This window comes from Candidatus Blochmannia festinatus (nom. nud.) (assembly GCF_059936355.1).
On the sequence record NZ_CP012116.1, the window covers coordinates 551,138 to 576,083 of the forward strand.

A 24,946-nucleotide genomic window follows, 5' to 3' on the forward strand; every position below is an offset into this window, starting at 1 on the left:
TATTACTAAAAATAAATCTCTTTTCCATTTTTATATAAAAAAATAAATAATCATCCTCACAATAAAAAATTTAAAATATACTAAAACCAAAATTTTTTAGTATTTCATCCGTATAATCTTTTCCAGAATTTACTAATATAGCAGACCACTCTCTACGAAAAAAATAATATTTACGTAACATATCAAATCCTCCTAAATTTAACGCATAACTTTTCAATAAAACATGATCTTTATATATATTATATACGGTTTTAATTAAATTAAATATAACATATTCATCTACTTTTTTTACAGAAAAAAAATTAACAAAAGATGACAATAAATTCAATACATTAATTTTATCAGAAATATCAAAATATTCACAATAAGCATTATATATCATAATAATACTTCTTATTTTACTTTCAATAGAGTATCCAGCAATATGAGCAGTCCCAATGTCTACATATAATAATAGTGGAAATAATAATCTTGGTTCACACTCCCATACATCTAAAATAATATTTATTTTTTTCCCACGTTGTAAAATTTGTAATAAAGCATCATTATCAAATACTTCTCCTCGTGAAGTATTAATCAACGTTTTATTAGATGGTAATGCTTCCAATACATCTTTATTTACCATATGCCATGTAGGATATTTCCCTGTATAAGTTAGAGGTGTATGAAAAGTTAAAATATCTGATTCAGCAACTAATCTTTCTAAAGATTTCCATGATTTATTAATATTTATCTTTGATAAATAAGGATCATATAATAAAGTTTGTATTCCAAAACTATTTAATCTTTGATTCAATAAACTTCCTATATGTCCAACTCCAATTATACCAATAATCTTATCTCTTAAAAAAAAATGATCGCGTTTTGCTAACCAAAATAATGCTGAAAAAACATATTCTACAACAGCAATAGCATTACTACCTGGAGCAAAAACACATTTAATTCTACGCTTCTTTAAATAATCTTGATCAATATGATCTACTCCAGCGGTAACAGTCCCAATAAATTTTACTGAACTATCATATAATAAAGAATGATTTACTTTAGTAGTTGACCGTATTATTAATATATCTATATTTTTTACATGTTTAGCAGAAATAAAACGTCCTTCATATGTTTGTATTTGATTATTTAATCTAAATAATTTATTAACATAAGGTATCTCTTTATCTACTAAAATTTTCAAATATTATACTCCGTATTTCAATAATTCATTGTTTAATAACAATCCTAAGTATTATACAAAATTAACTATGTTATATTATTAACCAAATATTCAATACAATTAAACAATTAAATTTAAAAATTATTAACTATATTTAATTACTTTATATAACTTTAGTTAATTGATCTAATTAAAAAATATTTTTAATTAGAAAAATAACTTTATATGCATCTTAATATAATCAAAATTAACAAAAAATTTTCATTATATCTTTGAAATTAACCATTACGTCATTATTTGTAATTCAAACATACTTACGAATAATTAATGTAGCATTTGTTCCGCCAAAACCAAAACTATTTGTCATAACCGTATTTAACTGCTTCAATTTTGGTTTTCTTACAATTTTCATATTATTTAAATACGGATCTAATTGATCAATATTAATGCTTGGTGCAATAAAATTGTATTTTAACATAAGCAAAGAATAAATAGTTTCATGAACCCCTGCTGCTCCTAAAGCATGTCCAGTCATAGATTTAGTAGAAGAAAAATATGGATGTTTGTCTCCAAAAATTTCACGAATAGCCCACAACTCCTTTAAATCTCCTATTTGAGTAGAAGTTCCATGCATATTAAGATAATCTATAGAATCATCAATATCCTTTAATGCCATTTTCATACATCTTACAGCTCCCTCTCCAGATGGAGCGACCATATCAAATCCGTCAGAAGTAGCACCATATCCTACAATTTCACCATAAATAAATGCTCCTCTATTTAAAGCATGTAGTAATTCTTCTAATACTATTACTCCTCCACCGCCTGAAATTACAAATCCATCCCTATTCAGATCATATGGACGAGATGCTTTTGTAGGAACTGTGTTATATTTAGTAGATAAGGCACCCATCGCATCAAATTCACATGCCATTTCCCAACATAATTCTTCTCCTCCTCCTGCAAAAACAATAATTTGTTTTCCTGATTGAATTAACTCAAATGCATTTCCAATACAATGAGTAGATGTAGAACATGCAGAACTAATAGAATAACTAACCCCACGAATTTTAAATGAAGTTGCTAAACATGCCGATACACCTGAAGCCATAGATTTAGTCACCATATAAGGTCCAACTCCTCTTAATCCTCTTAGTTTCATCCCATTAGACCCAAGAACTTGATTATAAGGAGAACCACCACCAGAACCAATAATTAAACCAGTCCTATCGTTCATAATCATTTCAGAAGATAATTTAGAATCTTTTATAGCCTGTTCCATAGATAAATACGCATATACAGAAGCATCACTCATAAATCGAGCAACTTTTCGATCAATTAATCCCTCCGTTTTTAGTTTAATATCTCCCCAAACATGACTACGCATACCTGACTCTTTTAATTCTTTAGAAAAAGTTATGCCAGATTGCCCATGTTTTAAACAATATAACACTTCATTTTGATTATTACCAATACTCGATATAATTCCCAAACCAGTAATAACAACACGTTTCATTTTAATATACCTCATATAATAATAGTTTGAGCATTACAGACATATTATATATATATACGATATTATTTTTTTTAAACAAAATATATCTAATAATGGCAATAAAATTGCCTAATCAAAAAAATTACACTTACAAGAATTATCCATAATCCCTATATTAACAAAGGCTATTATCTACTACTAAACAAAATTCCATTCTATAGAATATATAAAATAGAATATATATCATCCAAAAAAAATAATTTACTATTATATTTCCATAAATAATTTAACTTATTTATTACATACATACAAATAAATATAAAAATAACTGACACTATTTACTGTTTATATTCTTACTACCTAAATTTTAATAAATTATACTACACTTTATACTAATTAAGTCACATATAATATTATTATTATATTTATTAATAATACAGATAATTTTATATTATTAAATATTACATATTTAATAATATATATCAAATATAACTATAATAATTTAATTGATACATACTTAATAACTTAAAAATAAAAAATTCTTATTATCTAAATACTCATATAATTTTAGGTTAATATCATTATATATTTTTTACTTATATACATATATAATAAAAATCATTAATTACACAAATATTAAAAAATAATAAAATGCGTACTATATTAGATATGATAAGATGGTCTGTAAGTCAATTTAATTCCACGCAACTATATTATGGACATGGTACTAATAATTTTTGGGATGAAGCATTACATTTAATTTTAAGTAGTATAAAACTCCCAATAAATACACCAGTTGAAATGTTTTCTGCTTATTTAACTAAAAAAGAACGATCGTTAATCACTAAATTAGTCAATCTTCGTGTACATAAAAAAATACCAGTTCCTTATTTAACTAATAAAGCATGGTTTTGCGGTTTAGAGTTCTATGTGAATAATCATGTCTTCATCCCTCGTTCTCCTATAGGAGAATTAATTATGTCAAATTTTCATGATATTTTACCAATTTCTCCCAAATATATACTTGATATGTGTACTGGAAGTGGATGTATAGCAATCGCTATCGCTATGACAATATATCCAAAATCAGAAATAGATGCTTCAGATATTTCTATAGAAGCCTTAAAAATTGCAGAGTACAACATCAAATTATATAATTTAGAAAACAAAATCATCCCTATACACTCAAATTTATTTAATAATATTCCTAAACTCAAAAAATATGATTTAATTGTAATAAACCCTCCATACGTAAATAGTGAAGATATATGTAATCTACCTACAGAATTTCTCCATGAGCCTGTATTATCTTTATCTGCTAAACAAAATGGATTAGAAATAATTCATCAAATTTTTAAAAAAATTACCGATTATTTAAATAATGATGGTATATTAATATGTGAAGTAGGGATAACAAAAAATGAGTTAAAAAAATACTATTCAAATATCCCATTTTATTGGTTTAATCTTAAAAATGGTGGAACAGGGGTATTTGCATTAACTTATAAACAATTAATATTTTTAAACAAAAATTATAAATCACATCACTAGGGTATCATCATGGCTGGCAATAGTATTGGACTATATTTCAAAGTTACAACTTATGGAGAATCTCATGGGTTCGCTATAGGAGGTGTTGTCGATGGGGTACCACCTGGTTTTTCTTTACAAGAAAAAGATATACAATACGATCTAAATAGAAGACGACCAGGAACATCTCAATATACTAGTCCTCGAGTAGAATTAGATACCATAAAAATTTTATCTGGAGTTTTCAATGGAAAAACAACAGGAACAAGCATAGGATTAATGATTAAAAATACTGATCAACGACCACAAGACTATGAAAAAATAAAAAATTTATATCGTCCTGGTCATGCAGATTATACTTACGAAAAAAAATATGGATTAAGAGACTACCGTGGAGGAGGACGATCATCCGCTCGAGAAACAGCTATTCGGGTAGCAGCAGGTGCTATCGCAAAAAAATATCTTTTTGAAATTAAAAATATTAAAATTCGAGGATTCTTAGCTCAAATAGGCAATATTTATTGTGATTTAAAAGATTGGAATCAAATAAATAGTAATCCTTTTTTTTGTCCAGATCCTGATCAATTAAAAAAAATAGATTTATTAATACGTAATTTAAAAAAATCTGGAGATTCTATTGGAGCAAAAGTAACTATAATAATAGATAATTTACCTGTTGGATTAGGAGAGCCAGTATTTGATCGTTTAGATGCTGATCTTGCTCATGCATTAATGAGTATTAATGCTGTAAAAGGAATAGAAATTGGGGATGGTTTTTCAGTTATTACTAAATATGGAAGTGAACATCGTGATGAAATTACTCCTCAGGGATTCAAAAGCAACCATTCTGGAGGTATATTAGGAGGAATAAGTACTGGACAACCAATTATTATAAGTATAGCCATTAAACCAACTTCTAGTATATCAATACCAGGAAAAACCATAACAAATAACAATGAAGGAGTACAAATTATTACAAAAGGTAGACACGATCCATGTATAGGAATTAGAGTTGTTCCTATTGCAGAAGCAATGGCATCTATCGTATTAATGGATCATCTATTAAGGTATAGAGCTCAATGTGGCAACAAATAAATAATCACATTTAATAACACGTGAAACGTGTATATATTTATTGTTAATTACAATTAAATATTACTTAATATCTCTACAATACTTATTAAAGTATAATCAATATATAAACTTTTAATTAATATTTTTATTCTTTATGAAATATCATTTAATTTGCTTACAAATAACTTAATAAAATTTAAAAGTAATATGATATATACTATCTTTTCTTTATGTAGTCTTCGTAGTTAAATGGATATAACAAGCTTCTCCTAAAAGCTAATTGCAGGTTCGATTCCTGTCGAAGACAAACCTATCTATAAAAACTGCAACTACTCAATCATCAATACAATTAAATTATTATCATAATAATAGTAATTTTTCCCATTCTATTCTGTAAAAATACCTATTAATAAATATATATTTAATCCAATTACAATAGTTGTGATCATCCAACCAATAAAATTAATCCATGAAGAATTTACTAACTCATGCATCATATTAATATTTCCAGTAAATAACAACAACGGAATAATCGCTAAAGCAATCCCAAAACTCAATAACACTTGACTCATAATTAAAATACGAGTCGAATCCATTTCTAAAGCAATAATTATAAATGACGGAAGCATAGTGATAATACGACGTAACATCATCGGAATATAAAACCGAACAAAACCTTGCATGACAACTTGACCAGCTAAAGTACCTACTACCGTTGATGATAAACCTGCAGCAGTTAAACTTAATCCAAAAATTATAGCAGCAGTATGATTCAATAATGGAGAAAGAGTCAAATAAGCTTCATCTAAACTAGCAACACCAGTATGTCCACTAAAATGAAATACTGCTGCTGCTGTAGCCATTATAGATAAATTTACAAACCCCGCTATAGTCATGGCAATAGCAACATCTAATTTAGTAGAATCATATCTTTCTAATTTAGTTGATTCATTGACTTCATCCTGAGTAAGTGAAGAGTGTAAATAAATAACATGAGGCATAATAGTTGCACCTAACACCCCAGCAGATAAAAACACTGACTCTTTATTCGGCAATATAGGCAACAACATACCCATACCTAATACTAATAATTCAGGTTTAGAATAAAATAATTCAATCACATATGCAACTGCTACAAATAATAATAAACCACCTACAATTACTTCTAATGGCTTTTTACCATAATTTTGTAAAGTTAAAATTAAAAAAGTAGCTAAACCAGTCAATAAAGCTCCTTTTAATAAAGAAATTCCTAACAAAATTTGAAATCCAATAGCAGCTCCTATAAATTCTGCTAAATCTGTTGCCATAGCCATCACTTCTGCTTGTATCCAATACATCCACACTACAGACTTAGGAAATTGATCTCTAATATGTTCTGCTAAATTTTTTCCAGTAGCAATACCTAATTTTGCAGAGAGCAATTGAATCAACATAGCCATCACATTAGCCCATACCACCACCCATAATAATTGATATCCAAAAGTAGCTCCAGCTTGAATGTTGGTAGCAAAGTTCCCAGGATCAATATAACCAATGGCTGCTATAAAAGCTGGACCAAGTAATGTAAGTTTTATTTTTCTTTTAGCATAACTTTCTACTGCATCAGATTTATTTTTCAGCATTGAACCTCTCATTAAAATATATTTCTATATATTAATTGCAACGACATAACACTATTCTTAAAAAATATTTTAGTATATCGCAATTAATTTTTAAAAATCCTTTTAAATACATTGTCAAAATAATATACATTATATTCAATACATCTAAAACAAAAATAACAACTATATTATAATTTTTAAAATCAAACCATGTAATCAGATCATATGAAAAATACAAATACTATAACAATCACGATCCTGTATTAATAATACACTCCTATTAAAAATTAACACATAACCCCATGTTATACTACACCCTCAAAATCTTAATAATAGTAATTCCTAAACATTTTACCTTATATTACTTTAAAAATTACATAAAAATTTACATACTACTTATTTCTGTAATTAAAAACATTATTTTTAAACTAAACAGTATAAATTTCATATATTAATAAAATATATACATAAAATATTTGTTTTGTTAACACACCACATTTTAATATTTTAAAATTTTTATTTCTGCACTCATTAGTGTTAAACAAAAATCTTAAAAAATCAATTGATATTATTTGAATGAAAATATTAATTCTGTATATTTAAAACAAAATAATATATAAAATTACAAGATTTATAATTTTCAAAATCTCATCAAATATAATTTAAATTAAAATATATACTATAATAATATTTAACGCATTACTACATCTTTATTAATAAATACAATAAACACATTAAATTTTTACAAAATATATATAAGCAGCTAATACACTATACAACATATCTAACACTATTTATAGATAAATATACAATTTTGTTATCTTTATTACAAAAAACAAAAAATCTATATAATAACTACAATTACTTATTTTAAGTATTCATCATAACTTTTAAAGTAATATAAATGCACTTCTATTAAATTCAATATAACTACCAACATTATATAATTATGATAAATTTTATCATAATAATTAATCTTACGTAACGATTAAGTATATACTGTCTCTATAATCTATAAAAATTTTATTCATTTTAGCATTCTCTTCCAATTTTGACGACTAAAATTGTAATCAGCAATATTTAAGTAATAAATAAAAGACTTATATTATATATAATATAAGTCAAAACTAAATATACAAGTTAATTTTAATTAATTTCACAATTAACTACAGTAACAAACTCAATCACCTAACATTCATATTATTAGTAATAATAAAAGATATTACTTACAACATTATTCTATATTATAATTTTTTAAAAACAGCTCTAAATTATATCAAATTCTTGCATAAAAACTATGGAGCTAAGCGGAATTGAACCGCTAACCTCTTATATGCCATACAAGTGCTCTACCAATTGAGCTATAGCCCCACAACAATAATAATTGATTCTTTACTTAAGAATACTAAAAAATTTCATAATAAAACAATAATTATCTCTTTTATATAAATATTTTTATTAAACTAAACAAAAAATTAAATATGTAAATATATAACTTAATACCGCACATAATATCTACAATAGGACACAATATATATACATTTTTAATCAAATTTGCGTAAAATCATACAATTAAAACAGTTTAAATTAAAAATTCAGATTTATTATGTATGTAATCTACTGCTTTACTAAGACGATGTAATACTTGATGTTTTCCAATAATATATATAACCCCCCCTAGATCAGGAGATCTATCAGAGCCAGTTAAAGCAACTCGAAACGGAATACCTATGACATTCATATTCACATTCATCTCATCAATGGTTTCCTGTATTGCCATCTTAATTGAATCTATTGTCCAATTATCTATTTTACCTATCTTTTTTTTAAACAATTCTAACGGAGATAAAATAAAAGGAGTTAAAAATTTATTAGCAATTAATGGTTTATCAAAAATATTAAAATCTTTGTATACAGAAAAATAATTCAACACTATTTCTTTTAAAGTATTAGAACGTTTTAAAAATAGTTTTATTACATCCGATAATTTTGATTTCATAGATATACAATCCATACCTTGTTCTTTCATGTATACTAATAAATACTTTTCTATACTATTCACCGGTAAATGATTCATATAATAATTGTTATACCAAATTAATTTTTTCAAATCAAAGACACTAGAAGATTTACTAATTCTAGTAAAGCTAAAATATTTTTTCATTTGATCTATACTAAAAATCTCTTGATTACCATAAGACCACCCTAATCTAACCAAATAATTTAATATGGCTTCAGGTAAAAATCCATTATTCTTATATTTAAGAACTCCTGATTCTCCATGACGCTTAGATAACTTTTGCCGATTACTATCCAAAATCATCGGCACATGTGCATACTGAGGTATCATAGCATTTAATGATTTTAAAATATTTATCTGTCGTGGAGTATTATTAATATGTTCTTCTCCTCGTATAACATGAGTAATTTTCATATCCATATCATCTATTACAACACAAAAATTATAAGTAGGAATTCCATTAGCTCTACAAATAATTAAATCATCTAACTCTTCATTATTAATTGAAATCTTACCTCGAATTTGATCACAAAATGTTACTTTTCCAATCAACGGATTACAAAATCGTATTACATAAGAATCGCTATTATTAGTGCCATTATTATAATTAGAACACATATGTTTCATACGACAATAACCATCATATTTAGGTTTTTTACCACACTTTATTTGATTCGATCTAATCGTATTCAATCGATCTGTAGAACAATAACATCTATAAGCTATATTGTTCTTTAACATATCATTTATTATATGTTTATATCGATTTAATCTATCTGTTTGAAAATAAGGACCTTCATCCCAATCTAAATGAAGCCAACGCATTACAGAATAAATATTTTCAACAACATCATCATTAACAGAATTTTTAAAATTAGTATCTTCAATACGTAATATAAATTTACCTCCCTGTTGTTTAGCAAATAACCAAGCATATAAAGCAGTACGAATATTGCCAATATGTAAATTACCAGTAGGACTAGGTGCAAATCGAGTTTTTATAATCATAAAAATAATGCCAGTTATATTAATTTAATATTGATAAAAAAATAATTTATCATATTATATATTGAATAAATTAAAAACTATTTTTATAAAAACCATTGACTGTACATTATGAATTTATATAATTTCAATTCAAGTGATAGGTGATTAGCTCAGTGGTAGAGTATCTCCCTTACAAGGAGAGGGCCGGCGGTTCAAATCCGCCATCACCTATATTTGTTTACTAATGACTGTTTTTATTTTTATAAAAAATCATATATTATTTAACTTCTTAAATTTCTCTACGGGGTCGTTAGCTCAGTCGGTAGAGCAGTTGACTTTTAATCAATTGGTCACAGGTTCGAATCCTGTACGACCCATATTTATATCATATACAAAAATTTTTAATTATAAAAATATTTACTCACTCAAAATAAATACTCAAATAAATAATTACTTACCATTATGCTGTTTAAGTTCTATTTAATAGTCTCTTATTTATATATAATAAATTTTACTCAATCATTTTTTTGAAATCCATTGAATTCCAATATCTGGATGTATTAAATCTTTAATATTTTTTAAATTTAACGGATCTTGAAAAAAAGAATATATATTCGAAGCTACAGTATTTCCTACATATGGCAATTTAGACAAAGACTGAAAGTCTGCAGACATTAAATTCTCAATAGTTTTATACTCAACAGCTAAGCTACCAGCCACTGATTCTCCAACATTAGAAATACCTAATGCATATATAAAATTCATCAAAGTGGTTTGTTTTGACAACTCAATAGATCTTAGTATTTTTTCTATAGATTTTATCCCATATCCATTTAAATAAAACAATAGATCTTTTTTATTTAAATAAAAAAGATCTATTGGAGAAAACACTAATTTTTTATCAACTAATTGATTAATAATTTTCTCTCCCATACCATGAATATTCATAGCTTTTCGAGAAACAAAATGTTTCAACATTGCTTTTCGTTGTGCTAAACATGTCAATTTTGCAGGACAACGTAATATAGAAGATTGTATCTTCAATCTTTTCAGTAAGGTATTGCATACTGGACAAAATTTAGGCAATACTATAGCTTTCATCTCATTAGTACGTTTCGATGTAATTACCTTTACAATCTTAGGAATAACATCTCCTGATCTTTGTACAAGAACTGTATCACCAAACATTAAATCAAATCGTTTAACCTCATTAATATTGTGCATGCTCACTTTTCTAATAGTAACATTATTAATTATTATAGGATTAATGTAAACTACAGGAGTAATTAATCCTGTACGTCCAACCATAAACATTATATTATTTATTTTTGTCAATCTTGATTCTGGAAGAAATTTATACGCAACAGCCCAATACGGAGCTTTTAACCCATAACCTAATTTTTTTTGGAAACTGCAATCATCTACCTTCACAACTATTCCATCAATATTATATTCTAAATCAGATCGTATACCCTCTATATGATTATAATATTGAAAAACTTTATCAATTCCATTAACTAATTGCGTATGATCATTTATCGGTATACCTAAACTAGAACATAACTGCAACCGATCCCAATGACTATTCGGTAACTCATCATCTCCAATATAATAACTAATCCCATAACAATAGAATATTAAAGATCTCGATGCAGTAATATTAGGATTCAACTGTCTTAATGATCCAGAAGCTGCATTCCTTGCATTAGAAAAAAATTTTTTTCCAGAATTCAACATATCTTGATTTAATTTTAAAAAACACGACTTTGATATAAATATTTCTCCCCTAATTTCTAATAAAAATGGTAATTTTATACGACTATTTTTTTTTAAAAATTGAGGTATTGAAGTAATCATTCGAACATTTTTAGTAACATCTTCTCCAAATTTTCCATCCCCTCTAGTAGCAGCTTTCAATAATTTCCCTGATCGATACAATAAACTGATTGCTACCCCATCTATTTTTAATTCACAACAATATGTAATAAATCTACATTTTTTATTATCACAACACAATTTATATTCTATTCGATTATTAAATAATGATAACTGAGATTGATTCCTAATGCTATTTAAAGATAACATTGGTACTAAATGACGTACTCGACAAAAATCATCTTTTAACATTTTTCCAAAAGACTGAGTAGGAGAATCTTCAGTAATTAAATGTGGATATTGATATTCTAATTGATTTAATTCTTGCAAAGCATTATCATATTCTTCATCAGATACTTCAGATTCATCTTTTAAATAATATGTATATTCCCATTGACGTAATTTTTTTATTAAATTTTGTATCTTTTCTTTAATCAGCTTCATAATATATAATTATTTTCTAAATCATTTAAATACCGTGATATATAATAAAATTAATCAAAACACTGAAAACTATAATAAATTATATAATAATACAGAGTATTTATAGAATCGTCCCAGTTATCTCTTCTTACAAAACAATAAAATTTATAAAAATCAACATATTTACAAATTATGATGTATCAATTGTAACTATAGTGTATAATTATAATTTATTTATACCAGAAAATCGATATATGCACACATATACTCATTACAATAACACAACAAATCTATACAAGCGTTCTATATTACATATCAAAAGGATATATAAAAATTATGAATAAAATTTATCAAGACAATTCTTATACTATAGGTAATACTCCACTAGTACGACTCAACCACATTGGAAACAAATATATTTTAGCTAAAATTGAATCTAGAAATCCAAGTTTCAGTGTAAAATGCAGAATTGGATCTAACATGATTTGGGATGCAGAGAAAAAAAAATTATTAAATCCTGATATCACTATAGTAGAAGCAACAAGTGGAAATACTGGAATAGCTTTATCATATGTAGCTGCTTCTAGAAATTACAAATTAATTTTAACCATGCCAGACACTATGAGTATTGAACGTAAAAAATTAATGAAAGCATTAGGAGCAGATATAATTTTAACAGCTGGAAATTTTGGAATGAAAGGTGCTATTGATAAAGCAACTGAAATTGTTTCTAATAACCCTAATCAATATCTATTATTACAACAATTCAATAATCCAGCTAATCCAGAAATCCATGAAAAAACCACAGGACCAGAAATTTGGAATGATACAAATGGAGAAATAGATGTATTTGTGTCTGGAGTTGGAACTGGAGGAACTATAACAGGTGTAGGAAGATTTTTAAAACAAATCCAAAATAAAAAGATTTCTATTGTAGCAGTAGAACCAAAAAACTCTCCAATAATCACTCAAACATTATCCGGAAGACCAATAAAACCATCACCACATAAAATTCAAGGCATTGGAGCAGGATTTATTCCTAAAAATTTAGATTTAAATATAATTGATCATGTAGAAACAGTAGACGAAAATGATGCAATCAATTACGCAAGACTTTTAATGAAAAAAGAAGGAATTTTATCGGGAATTTCTTCAGGAGCAGCATTATCAGCAGCAATACAATTACAAAAACAAAAAAAATACATGAACAAAAATATTGTAGTAATCTTACCATCATCCGGAGAAAGATATTTAAGCACTATTTTATTCCAATAAAAAATAAAAGAAATATATACACTATCAATATACTTTTTATATTTACTTTTACACAAAAATATTGTGCATTTTATTTATTATGAAATCTTCAAAAAACATTGAATTAATTACATTATATAATAAAATACTGATTCTGTTATAATCAAAATGGTATAGAACTAAATAATCTTTTATTAATATTTATCTTTGTGAAAAATTATTTATACAAAAACAAAAGTTTATTAAAATATATAAACAAAAAAGATAATACTGATTAAAAATATTATTTTAAATGCCATATATAATTGTTAAATATAATTATGGAGATAAAAATGTTCCAAAAAGAAATCATGATCACTGCAATTAATGGATTACATACACGTCCTGCTACAAAATTTGTAAAAGAAGCAAACAATTTCAGTTCAGATATTACAATTATTTCTAATGGAAAACAAGCCAATGCAAAAAGTTTATTTAAATTACAAACTTTAGGTTTAAGTAAAGGCTCCATAATTACTGTTTCTGCTGACGGTGTAGATGAAAAACAAGCGGTACAACATTTAATTAAATTAATCTCAACTCTAGAATAACAATCTGACATGAAAAATAACTCAACTTGTAATCTGAATACAAAAAAAATTACAATTTCAGGAACTTCAGTATCTCCAGGTATTGCTCTTGGAAAAGCGTTACTTTTAAAAGAAAAAAAAATCATCATTAATACAAAAAAAATTTCTGTATCTTCCATCAACAAAGAAATTAATAAATTTATTTCTGCTCGATTTAAAACTATCGAACAATTAAAAGAAATTAAACAAAAAATAAGAAAAGAATTAGAATCTAAACAAGAAACTATTTTCGATGGACATATCTTGCTATTAGAAGATAAAGAATTAGAACAAGATATTACAACACTTATTAAAGAAGAACTACTTAGTGCTGATGCTGCAATACATTCTGTTATAACAACTCAAGCAAAAGCTTTAGAAAAATTAGATGATGAATATTTAAAAGAACGAGCAATTGATGTACGTGATATTGGCAATAGATTGCTAAAAAATCTTCTAAATATACCAATAATTGATCTTAATTCAATTACTGAAGAAGTGATCATTATTGCAGTAGACTTAACTCCTTCTGAAACTGCTCAATTAAATTTAACTAAAGTATTAGGATTTATTACTGACCTAGGGGGTAAAACATCTCATACTTCTATTATGGCTCGTTCTTTAGAATTACCTGCAATTGTAGGAACAGGTTCAATAACAAAACAAATTAATGATGGAGATTATCTTATTTTAGATGCTTTAAATAACAAAATTTATATCAATCCTGATAAAAATATCATTACTACTATACATATATTACAAAAAAAATATATTTCTGAAAAATATGAATTAAAAAAATTAAAATACTTTCCATCCACCACTATAGATGGACATCATGTTCGTATATGTGCCAATATTGGTACTACACGCGATATTATTAAAGCTCAAGAAAACGGATCGGAAGGAGTAGGTTTATACAGAACTGAATTTCTGTTTATGAATCGTAATGAATTACCTACTGAAGAAGAACAATTTCAAGTCTATAAAAATGCGGCAGAATACATGTCTAATAAATCTATTATCATACGCATTATGGATATTGGTGGAGATAAAAATTTACCTTATATGAACCTTCCTTATGAAGAAAATCCATTTCTTGGATGGAGAGCAATTAGAATTATGATGGATAAAAAAGATATATTACATACTCAACTAAGAGCTATTCTTAGAGCATCTTTTTTTGGAAAATTACTCATTATGTATCCTATGATTATTTCAGTAGAAGAAATACAAAAATTAAATATAGAACTAAATTTATTAAAAACTCAATTAAGAAATGAAGGAAAAAATTTCGATGAAAATATTAAAGTAGGAATTATGATAGAAACTCCTGCTTCAGCAATAATTTCACATCACTTAATTAAAGAAGTAGATTTTTTTAGTATCGGTACTAATGATTTAACCCAATATACTCTTGCTGTAGATAGAGGAAATAAATTAATTTCTCACCTATATAATCCCATATCTCCATCTATATTAATTTTAATAAAAAAAGTTATTGAAGAATCACATGCTGCAGGAAAATGGACTGCTATGTGTGGAGAGATGGCAAGCGATGATCTTGCTATCCCATTACTATTAGGAATGGGATTAGATGAATTCAGCATGAGCTCTACATCTATCTTACGAATAAAAAACATCATACGTAACATACAATACAAAGATGCTAAAAAATTAGCTCAAAAAGCATTAACTTACTCCACTACAGAATCTTTAATGAAATTGCTAAAAAATTATAATGATGAAATATTTCAAACTATGTAAAAGTATAAAAATATATTTAAGTTTAAACCTATTATCTACAATTAAATAAATGTAATAATAAAATTAACAATAAGTAATTAATTGAATATATTTAAGCTTTTTAATAGTTATTTTTTTGTTTTAAATAAATTATTATATTTATTTAATTGTAATAAAAACAAATATATCAAAATTATTCTATTAAATTTCTCCTATTCATCAACACAAATTTAAAAACACAAAAACTTTCATTACTTTTATGATATAAAAATAAATACGATACTTAATAATAATTATTTCAATACTAATTCTTCTGGATATAAACGAGCATTCCGTCCGCTTACATAACAATATATACCAGATTTTGGCACACCAAATACATCTGTCACTCCCAAAATAACAGTCAATAAATCAACATGCCAGCCTAAAGGTTCTACACTTAATTGCCAATAATATCCGTGTAAACTAACATTTATAATCTTTACTGGTAATGGAGAAAAAATACTAAATTCTCTTCTTAATTCCATTTCCCAAGGTCTAAAAAATAATTCAATCTTCCCTTGAATATTCGGTACATAAGATAAAAACCAATGATAAGGACCTATAAATATTTGTTTACCATACACTATTCCGTTTACACAATTAACTTCACTTAAAAATCTCAAAACAAAACGAGTTGCTGGCATATACCAAATATCTTCAGGAGTACCTATTTGTTCAATACTGCCGTGATTCATTATGGCTACACGATTAGCCACTTCCATCGCTTCTTCCTGATCATGAGTGACAAAAACTCCAGTAAACTTTAACTCATGATGCAATTCACGTAACCAACGTCTTAATTCTTTCCGTACTTTTACATCCAAAGCTCCAAACGGTTCATCTAATAACAAAATTTTTGGTTCAATAGCTAAGGAACGAGCTAACGCTACACGTTGTTTTTGTCCACCAGATAACTGAGCAGGATATCTATGTGCTACATGATCTAATTGTACCATACTAAGCAATTCCATAACTCTGTTACTAATAATATGCTTATCAGGTCTTTTGTTACGTGGAAGCATACGAATTCCAAAAGAAACATTATCTATCACTGTCATATGCCGAAACAACGCATAATTTTGGAATACAAAACCCACTCTACGGTCTCGAGCACTTAACTTGCCTACATCTTTACCATAAAAACGTAAACATCCACTATTATGATTCTCCAATCCTGCTATAATACGTAATAATGTTGTTTTACCAGAACCAGATGGTCCTAATAATGCTATTATTTCTCCAGATTTAATATATATAGAAATATCAGTCAATACCATTTCAGAATCAAAAAATTTAGTAATCTTATCAACTTCAATATTCATTTCTTGACCTTAAAAATACTATATAAAAATATAATACTATATATTATTTTTTTCATAATAATATTTAAAATAATTTTTTACAAACAACATAATAATCGATACTAACGCTAACAACGATGCAGCTATAAATGCACCTACAGTATTATAATCCTGATATAATAATTCTATATATAATGGTAAAGTATATGTTTCCCCTCTGATTAAACCTGATACAATGGATGATGCTCCAAATTCTCCCATAGCTCGAGCGTTAGTAATAATTACTCCACATAATAAAGCCCATCGAATACTTGGGAAAGTAACATTCCAAAACATCCTCCAACCTGAAGCTCCTAATAAAATAGCTGCTTCATCTTCCTGATTACCTTGATTAATCATAACAGGAATTAATTCATTAGCAACAAATGGACAAGTAACAAAAATTGTAACTAATACTATACCAGGCCAAGTAAACATAATTTGGATATTATATAAATCTAACCAATCCCCAATAATACTATTATTTGAATAACATAACAAATATAACAAACCAGCGATCACAGGAGATACAGCTATAGGTATACTTAAAACAGCCAACAAAAATTGTTTCCCAAAAAAATTAAACCGAGTTATTAACCATGCCATAAATATTCCAAAAATTACATTTAAAGGAATTACCATCAATGACACAGTAATCGTTAAAAAAATAGCATGAATCATGTCTTTATTTAAAAGATTTAATACTACTACATGTAACCCTGATGAAAAAGCAGATATAAAAATCATAATTAAAGGAATAATTAATAATACTATAGAAATAAATACGCTTAAAAAAATTAACATCCACTTCCATAATTTGATAGATGAAAAAACACTATTATTTATTCTTTTAATATATCTAATATCAAAAACATTGATCATTATTAAAACCCTTTAAATCTTTGTTGTGAATGTAGCTGAAATACATTAATAAAGATCAATAATAATAACGATATGATCAATATTACAGAAGAAATCGCACTAGCTGCAGGATAATCAAATTCTTGTAATCTAACAAAAATAACTAATGATACAACTTCATTTTTCCAAGAAATATTTCCAGCAATAAAAATTACTGCTCCAAATTCTCCTAAACTACGTATGAATGACAATACTGTACCAAATAACCAAGCTGGAGCTAATTCTGGAAAAATTATATTATAAAAAATCTGCCAATTATTCGCTCCAAGAATTTTAGCCGATTCTTCGTATTCTATAGAAATTTCCTCTAAAACAGGCTGAACAGATCTTATCACAAATGGAATACTCGTAAAAATCATTACAATTGAAATGCCTATCCATGTATAAGATAACGATATTCCTACATGAGTCATTAAATAACTACCATACCATCCAGATTCTGAAAATAATGCAGCTAAAGTTAAGCCAGCTACAGCTGTTGGTAAAGCAAAAGGTAAATCTATTACGGCATCTAATAATCTGTGACCAAAAAATTTATACCTAACAATAACCCAAGATACCATTATTCCAAATACTGAATTAAATAACATTGCTATTCCTGCAGATAAAAAAGTCACTTTATAAGCCATTAACAATGCTGGATCTGTAATTATATTCCAATATTGAATCCAACTAATTTGAAGTAATTGAATTATTAATGCACTTAAAGGTAATAATAAAATCAAACAAATAAACAATAAACTATTTCCAAGAGCTATACCAAATCCAGGTAATTTTTGACTACCGACAAACAACATAATTAATTTTTTCCTATAGATGATAATAATTGATCTAATTCTCCACCACGTTTGAAATGAGTACGCATAATAACATTCCAATCTTTTCCATATTGATCCTCTACTCTAAATAACTGAATAGAAGAAAATACATTTTGATCTATTTGTGTAGAATTAGTTATATCCACTCTGTATCCAAATTTACCAATAATTTTTTTAGCATCATCAGTATAAAGATATTCTAAATAAGCCTTAGCTATATCTTGAGTGCCATTTCTAAAAACATTTTTATCTATCCAAGTTACTGGAAATTCTACAAGAACATTTGGATTAGGTATAATGATTTCATAATTGTTATCTTTAAATTGATCTTGTATAAATTTCGATTCTGACTCAAAATTTATTAATACATCTCCTTGATTACGATCAACAAAAGTAGCAGTAGAAGATCGTCCTCCGGAATCAAATACTATTACATTTTTTAAAATTTTTCGCATTTTTTCACGAGTAAACTCTATGTTGTTGCCGCTATCTTTTAAAAAAGAATTCCAAGCAGCCAAATAAGTATAACGCCCATTTCCAGATGTCTTCGGATTAGGAAATACTATTTTCAATCCATCTTGTGTTAAATCATCCCAGTTGTAGATATTCTTTGGATTTCCCTGTCTAACTAAAAATGACATTATTGAATAAAAAGGAGAACTACGATTTGGTAATCTATCTTGCCAATCTTTAGGTATTAAATGCCCCCGATCATGTAATATTTGTACATCTATGACTTGATTATAAGTAACTACATCTGCTCGTAATCCTTGTAATATAGCTATTGCTTGTCTAGTAGATCCTGCATGAGACTGACGAATAATTACTGTATCTTCAGGGTATTTACTTTTCCAATATAAAATAAAATTAGAATTAATTTCTGAAAATAATTCTCTCGACACATCATACGAACTATTTAATAAAATAGTACTATAAACTGAAGTACATATTATATAATATAATAATATTGTTATTTTTATTATTCGAAAAAAACTACCTACAACAATCATAGGGAAATTCAATATAAAAATTGTAATAAAATAAAAAAAATATTTATTAATTTGCAGATAATATACAACTTATCATAATTATAGTACTAATAACCTCATACAAACAATTTCATTTATAACTGTTAATCTTATATTATATAATAAACTCTTCTTTACTACTAATAACAACCATGAGCCATTACCAGCGTTCTGTTTTATACAATACAAAACTATATATGAAATATATATACATAATTATAAATACACAAACCTTATTTATATCTCGTAGATATTTGATAAATAATACTATTTCATTGACCTTAGTTAATTAACGATACATCAATTATATAAAATAATTTTTACCATAAATCAATTTATCAAATTTATTTAAAATTACAAAATATATCATAATTGAATATATTAACATATATATAATTATATATATAAAAAATATATTATATACATTTTTCTTTTTAATTAAGTATAATAATTTATTTCCTATAATTAGTTTCTAAAAAAATAATTCTTTACTTGAAACAATAAATGCATTCATTTAATATATGATATTTCTGCTACTTTAAATAAAATGAATTTAATACTTTTATAAACATATGCTGTCTTCATGTATTAATTGCATTAATAACTAGTTTTATATTATAAAATATGAATTGTTAAACATATAATATATAACAAATAAAAAATAATTAAATGATTTTTATAGTTTCTACTACACATATAAAATAGAACTCATAAATTATAATGAACCAATTAAATAGTTTAAAAAAAAATTCTATAATTTTAGTAAACACTAAAAACATTGAAGATATTTTATTGCCTAAAACTCAATATGCTACAACTCATCCATCTTTTATTCTAAAATCTCTATTATTTACTATATATTCTGCATTATTTAAAAATAAACTGACTTATGCTCAACAATTAACATACAATCAAAATAACAAATTAATTCATGCTAATGAAAAATTAGTAATAAATATTGGATCCAAAATTCTAAAGAAAATCCAAGGATACGTTTCCGCTGAAATACATGAAAAACTTTTTTTTTCAAAAGATTTAATAATACAAAAAGCACATAAATTTATTAAATCATACCAAGAAAAAAATGCAGATGTACTACTGACATTAATAAAAATTTCAGCTATTTATAAAAAAATTAAATCAACTAAAAAATTAAAAAAATTTAAAATAAAATATAATAACCTGCTAATATTATTATTCTCCTTTATTCAAGAAAATACATGCGATAAAAATAACACATATTTAATATCACCTTTAATTAGTCGTAATTATTATAATTGGTACAATAAAAATAATTTATTAACAATATATTGCATAAATAATAACCCTAACATCAAAGTGTTAAAAAAATATCATTATTATCAAATATACAATTATAATAAAATAAATATAAAAATTAGTTTTTATGCATTTCAGTACATTTTAATTAGATATAGTTATAATTATTTAACTATTTCTCTAAATTTATTAAAAGAAATATGCAATAATTCAGGATCTATTAAATATAAATTATTTCTTCCTGAAAAAAATATTTAAAAGTCTAATCCTTCTTTCACAATTAAACTTTTTATTAAAATATAAAAAACAAAATGAAAGTTGATAACGTAAATAAAAGTATCAAAATTTTTTACAAACCAACAATATTAAAATGAACTTTTTATTAAACAACTGTAATTACATCATTCAATGTTATTTATAATAAATAATAAGACAAGAGGAAATATCTATGGAACAAAAATATAAAACCTTAGCTAATGCCATACGTATCTTAAGTATAGATTGCATACAACATGCAAACTCTGGACACCCAGGAGCTCCTATGGGTATGGCTGATATTGCTGAAGTTTTATGGAGAGACTACATGAATCATAACCCAAATAATCCACACTGGATAAATAGAGATCGATTTATTCTATCAAATGGACATGCCTCTATGTTGCTATACAGCATTTTGCATCTTACAGGATATAATTTATCTATAGAAGATTTAAAAAATTTTAGGCAACTAAATTCCAAAACTCCTGGTCATCCAGAATACAAACATACCGATGGAGTCGAAGTGACAACAGGACCTTTAGGACAAGGCTTAGCTAATGCTGTAGGATTTGCATTAGCTGAACGAACGCTTTCAAAACAATTCAATCGTCCTTCGTTTAATATTATCGATCATTATACTTATGTTTTTACTGGAGATGGTTGTATGATGGAAGGAATTTCTCATGAAGTCTGTTCATTAGCTGGAACGATGAATTTAAACAAATTAATTGTATTTTACGATAGTAATAATATTTCTATTGATGGAGATACTGAGGAATGGTTTTCTGATAACACAGCTATGAGATTTAAATCTTACGGATGGCATGTCATAGATAATATAAATGGACATCACAGAGGTTCTATTAAAATCGCTATTGAGCAAGCTAGATCTGAAATAAATAAACCATCATTATTGATTTTTAAAACTATTATTGCTTTTGGCTCTCCAAATAAACACGGAAAATCTAGTGCTCATGGGTCACCATTAGGAATATCAGAAATTTCTGAAACTAGACGTGCATTATCTTGGAAAGAAGAAACAGCATTTTTAATTCCTCCAGAAATATACCATGATTGGGATGCTACTCAAACAGGAGAAAAAAAAGAAAATGAATGGAACAAAATATTTTATCAATATCAAATTGCTTATCCTATTTTATCTCAAGAACTTATAAGACGAACAAAAAATGAATTACCAAAAAATTGGAATACAGAAATACAAAGAATTATAAAAGAAATAAATGAAAATCCTAAAGATATTGCTACTCGTCAGTCGTCTCAAATTGTTATTGAATATTTATATAAAAAATTGCCAGAACTTTTAGGAGGATCAGCTGATTTAACCCCTAGTAATCTAACTACTTGTTCTCAATCTGTCTCTATTGCAAAAAACCCCTCAGGTAATTATATTCATTATGGTGTTCGAGAATTTGGAATGACTGCAATAGCCAATGGAATAGCTAGTCATGGAGGTTTTTTACCTTATACAGCAACTTTTTTAACATTTAGTGACTATTCTAGAAACGCCATTCGTATGGCAGCTCTTATGAATAATCATCACATCATGATTTATACTCATGATTCTATTGGGTTAGGAGAAGATGGACCAACTCATCAACCTATAGAACAACTATCTAGTTTACGTATTATTCCTAATTTACAAGTTTGGAGACCTTGCGATCAAATAGAAACTACAATTGCTTGGAAATCAGCAATTGAATATCAAGGTCCAACCGCTTTAATTTTATCTAGACAAACACTAAAACAACAACAATATACATTAACACAAATTACTAATATTTCCCGTGGAGGATATATATTAAAAAACTGTCAAAACAATCCTGACTTAATAATCATTGCTACTGGATCTGAAGTTGAATTAGCAATTCAAACATATTATATACTTACTGAAAAAGGATATAAAATACGAATAGTTTCTATGCCTTCTACTAATATTTTTGATAAGCAAGATATCGAATACCAAGAATATGTACTACCAAAAAAAATATCAAATAAATTATCTATTGAAGCTGGTAGTAATGATTTTTGGTACAAATATGTAGGACCATGTGGCAAAATAATTGGAATAAATGAATTTGGTAAATCTGCTCCAGCACATAAATTATTCAATTTTTTCAATTTTACTATAGATTATATATTACAAGAATCATATAAATTACTAAAATTAAGTTAAATTTTTACAATTATTTGCATAATTTTATTAAATTATGCAAATAAAAATTAATTGAAACAAGAATAATCATATATATGATTATAAAAATTGTCTAATTATTAATTACATTAATAATATAATATGACTATCTCATTAATAGAATTAACCAAAAAATTAATTAACCAACCTTCAATTACTCCACATGACCATAACTGTCAACATATTATCTCTTGTTATTTAAAATCATTACAATTTAATATAGAATTTATGAATTTTTATAACACACACAATATTTGGGCCTATCGAGATGGACAAAATAAACAAAAACAACATACATTGTTATTTTTAGGTCACACAGACGTAGTATCTCCTGGCAATAGTCAAAATTGGAAATATCCACCTTTTTCAGGAAAAATAAATGATGGAGTACTATATGGTAGAGGTGCATCAGATATGAAAGGAGCTTTATCAGCAATGCTAGTAGCTACTTATTATTTTATTAAACAATACCCTCATCATAAAGAAAGAATAGCATTTCTTTTGACTTCTGATGAAGAAGGTTCTGGTAAATATGGAACAAAAAAAGTAATACAAAATTTAATCGATAGAAATGAACAAATAGAATACTGTATAATAGGTGAACCATCCAGCCAAAATAAAATAGGAGATATCATTAAAAATGGACGACGAGGATCCTGCACTTGCAAATTAACTATATATGGTGTATCAGGACACGTAGCTTACCCTGAACTCTTAAAAAATCCAATACATTTAACAATTCCTATATTATCTGAATTAATACACACTAAATGGGACCAAAAAGATAGCATAATATTCCCTAAAACTTCTATCCAAATAACTAACATTAACAGTATTCCTAACTATATAACAAATAACACCACACCTAATCAATTAATATTAAATTTTAATCTACGATTTAGCGAACAATCTTCTATTAAAAGCATTCAAAATCGCATTAATAAGATTTTATCAACTCATCATTTGAATTATTGTATTAATTGGGAGTCAATGTCAAAACCTTATTTTAGTAAACCTGGAAAACTTACTAATACTGTTATTAATATTATCAAAACATACTATAATCATAATATCATTCCTCAATTAGAAACAACTGGAGGTATTTCTGATGGAAGATTTATCGTTAAAATGGGGACAGAAGTTTTAGAACTAGGCGCCCTTAATAATACTATTCATAAACTTAATGAATGTATTAAGCTAACAGATTTACAATTATTAAGTTATTTTTACTTCAAAATCATGGAAAAAATATTATTGTAAATTCATTTATA

17 protein-coding genes and 4 tRNA genes are annotated in these 24,946 nt (G+C 26.2%); 11 read left to right on the forward strand and 10 right to left on the reverse strand.

Annotated features, from left to right (window positions below; genetic code table 11):
* Nucleotides 1-70 precede the first annotated feature (70 nt).
* Entirely contained in the window at nucleotides 71-1,186 is a 1,116-nt protein-coding gene (locus Bfest607_RS02510) for a 4-phosphoerythronate dehydrogenase (RefSeq protein ID WP_500838176.1), read from the reverse strand.
* Between the two features lie 283 nt (nucleotides 1,187-1,469).
* Nucleotides 1,470-2,681 carry a beta-ketoacyl-ACP synthase I gene (gene fabB, locus Bfest607_RS02515; protein WP_500838177.1) on the reverse strand — a complete coding sequence of 404 codons (1,212 nt, stop codon included), beginning with the start codon at nucleotides 2,679-2,681 and terminating at the stop codon, nucleotides 1,470-1,472.
* A gap of 630 nt (nucleotides 2,682-3,311) precedes the next feature.
* Here fabB and prmB point away from each other — a divergent pair.
* From prmB to Bfest607_RS02530, 3 genes are all read left to right on the forward strand, one after another.
* On the forward strand, nucleotides 3,312-4,211 hold the full coding sequence (gene prmB, locus Bfest607_RS02520; protein ID WP_500838178.1) for a 50S ribosomal protein L3 N(5)-glutamine methyltransferase: 900 nt from the start codon (nucleotides 3,312-3,314) through the stop codon (nucleotides 4,209-4,211).
* 9 nt (nucleotides 4,212-4,220) lie between these two features.
* Nucleotides 4,221-5,285, forward strand: a complete 1,065-nt coding sequence (aroC, locus tag Bfest607_RS02525; RefSeq protein WP_500838179.1) for a chorismate synthase — start codon at nucleotides 4,221-4,223, stop codon at nucleotides 5,283-5,285.
* Nucleotides 5,286-5,499: 214 nt separating this feature from the next.
* Nucleotides 5,500-5,571, forward strand: a tRNA-Arg gene (locus Bfest607_RS02530).
* Nucleotides 5,572-5,650: 79 nt separating this feature from the next.
* Here Bfest607_RS02530 and Bfest607_RS02535 read toward each other — a convergent pair.
* From Bfest607_RS02535 to gltX, 3 genes are all read right to left on the reverse strand, one after another.
* Complete coding sequence (locus Bfest607_RS02535; protein ID WP_500838593.1) at nucleotides 5,651-6,889, reverse strand: Nramp family divalent metal transporter; 1,239 nt, start codon at nucleotides 6,887-6,889, stop codon at nucleotides 5,651-5,653.
* A gap of 1,277 nt (nucleotides 6,890-8,166) precedes the next feature.
* Nucleotides 8,167-8,239 (reverse strand) — tRNA-Ala (locus Bfest607_RS02540).
* Between the two features lie 211 nt (nucleotides 8,240-8,450).
* Complete coding sequence (gltX, locus tag Bfest607_RS02545; protein ID WP_500838180.1) at nucleotides 8,451-9,896, reverse strand: glutamate--tRNA ligase; 1,446 nt, start codon at nucleotides 9,894-9,896, stop codon at nucleotides 8,451-8,453.
* 138 nt (nucleotides 9,897-10,034) lie between these two features.
* On the opposite strand from gltX, the gene Bfest607_RS02550 reads away from it, so the two are divergent.
* Nucleotides 10,035-10,106: transfer RNA gene (locus tag Bfest607_RS02550), tRNA-Val, on the forward strand.
* A gap of 73 nt (nucleotides 10,107-10,179) precedes the next feature.
* Nucleotides 10,180-10,252: transfer RNA gene (locus Bfest607_RS02555), tRNA-Lys, on the forward strand.
* Nucleotides 10,253-10,394: 142 nt separating this feature from the next.
* Here the strand turns inward: Bfest607_RS02555 and ligA are convergent.
* Nucleotides 10,395-12,194: an NAD-dependent DNA ligase LigA gene (gene ligA / locus Bfest607_RS02560; RefSeq protein WP_500838181.1), complete on the reverse strand. Its 1,800-nt coding sequence runs from the start codon at nucleotides 12,192-12,194 to the stop codon at nucleotides 10,395-10,397.
* A 315-nt stretch (nucleotides 12,195-12,509) separates the two neighbouring features.
* Here ligA and cysK point away from each other — a divergent pair, with 315 nt between their 5' ends.
* The 3 genes from cysK to ptsI all read left to right on the forward strand — a co-directional run bounded on the left by cysK (nucleotide 12,510) and on the right by ptsI (nucleotide 15,799).
* Complete coding sequence (cysK, locus tag Bfest607_RS02565) at nucleotides 12,510-13,448, forward strand: cysteine synthase A (protein ID WP_500838182.1); 939 nt, start codon at nucleotides 12,510-12,512, stop codon at nucleotides 13,446-13,448.
* 311 nt (nucleotides 13,449-13,759) lie between these two features.
* Entirely contained in the window at nucleotides 13,760-14,017 is a 258-nt protein-coding gene (locus tag Bfest607_RS02570; RefSeq protein WP_500838183.1) for an HPr family phosphocarrier protein, read from the forward strand.
* A 9-nt stretch (nucleotides 14,018-14,026) separates the two neighbouring features.
* Complete coding sequence (ptsI, locus tag Bfest607_RS02575) at nucleotides 14,027-15,799, forward strand: phosphoenolpyruvate-protein phosphotransferase PtsI (RefSeq protein WP_500838184.1); 1,773 nt, start codon at nucleotides 14,027-14,029, stop codon at nucleotides 15,797-15,799.
* 272 nt (nucleotides 15,800-16,071) lie between these two features.
* Here the strand turns inward: ptsI and cysA are convergent, their stop codons facing one another.
* The 4 genes from cysA to cysP are packed head-to-tail and all read right to left on the reverse strand — an operon-like array spanning nucleotide 16,072 to nucleotide 19,909.
* Nucleotides 16,072-17,142, reverse strand: coding sequence for a sulfate/thiosulfate ABC transporter ATP-binding protein CysA (cysA, locus tag Bfest607_RS02580; protein ID WP_500838185.1), 1,071 nt, complete (start codon nucleotides 17,140-17,142; stop codon nucleotides 16,072-16,074).
* 36 nt (nucleotides 17,143-17,178) lie between these two features.
* Nucleotides 17,179-18,042: a sulfate ABC transporter permease subunit CysW gene (gene cysW, locus Bfest607_RS02585; RefSeq protein WP_500838186.1), complete on the reverse strand. Its 864-nt coding sequence runs from the start codon at nucleotides 18,040-18,042 to the stop codon at nucleotides 17,179-17,181.
* A gap of 2 nt (nucleotides 18,043-18,044) precedes the next feature.
* Nucleotides 18,045-18,878, reverse strand: a complete 834-nt coding sequence (gene cysT / locus Bfest607_RS02590) for a sulfate/thiosulfate ABC transporter permease CysT (protein WP_500838187.1) — start codon at nucleotides 18,876-18,878, stop codon at nucleotides 18,045-18,047.
* Nucleotides 18,879-18,880: 2 nt separating this feature from the next.
* Nucleotides 18,881-19,909, reverse strand: coding sequence for a thiosulfate ABC transporter substrate-binding protein CysP (gene cysP / locus Bfest607_RS02595; protein WP_500838188.1), 1,029 nt, complete (start codon nucleotides 19,907-19,909; stop codon nucleotides 18,881-18,883).
* Nucleotides 19,910-20,647: 738 nt separating this feature from the next.
* On the opposite strand from cysP, the gene Bfest607_RS02600 reads away from it, so the two are divergent.
* The 3 genes from Bfest607_RS02600 to dapE all read left to right on the forward strand — a co-directional run bounded on the left by Bfest607_RS02600 (nucleotide 20,648) and on the right by dapE (nucleotide 24,935).
* Complete coding sequence (locus Bfest607_RS02600) at nucleotides 20,648-21,463, forward strand: transaldolase family protein (RefSeq protein ID WP_500838189.1); 816 nt, start codon at nucleotides 20,648-20,650, stop codon at nucleotides 21,461-21,463.
* Nucleotides 21,464-21,653: 190 nt separating this feature from the next.
* Nucleotides 21,654-23,657, forward strand: a complete 2,004-nt coding sequence (gene tkt / locus Bfest607_RS02605) for a transketolase (RefSeq protein WP_500838190.1) — start codon at nucleotides 21,654-21,656, stop codon at nucleotides 23,655-23,657.
* 120 nt (nucleotides 23,658-23,777) lie between these two features.
* Nucleotides 23,778-24,935, forward strand: coding sequence for a succinyl-diaminopimelate desuccinylase (gene dapE / locus Bfest607_RS02610; RefSeq protein WP_500838191.1), 1,158 nt, complete (start codon nucleotides 23,778-23,780; stop codon nucleotides 24,933-24,935).
* The last annotated feature ends 11 nt before the right edge of the window (nucleotides 24,936-24,946 follow it).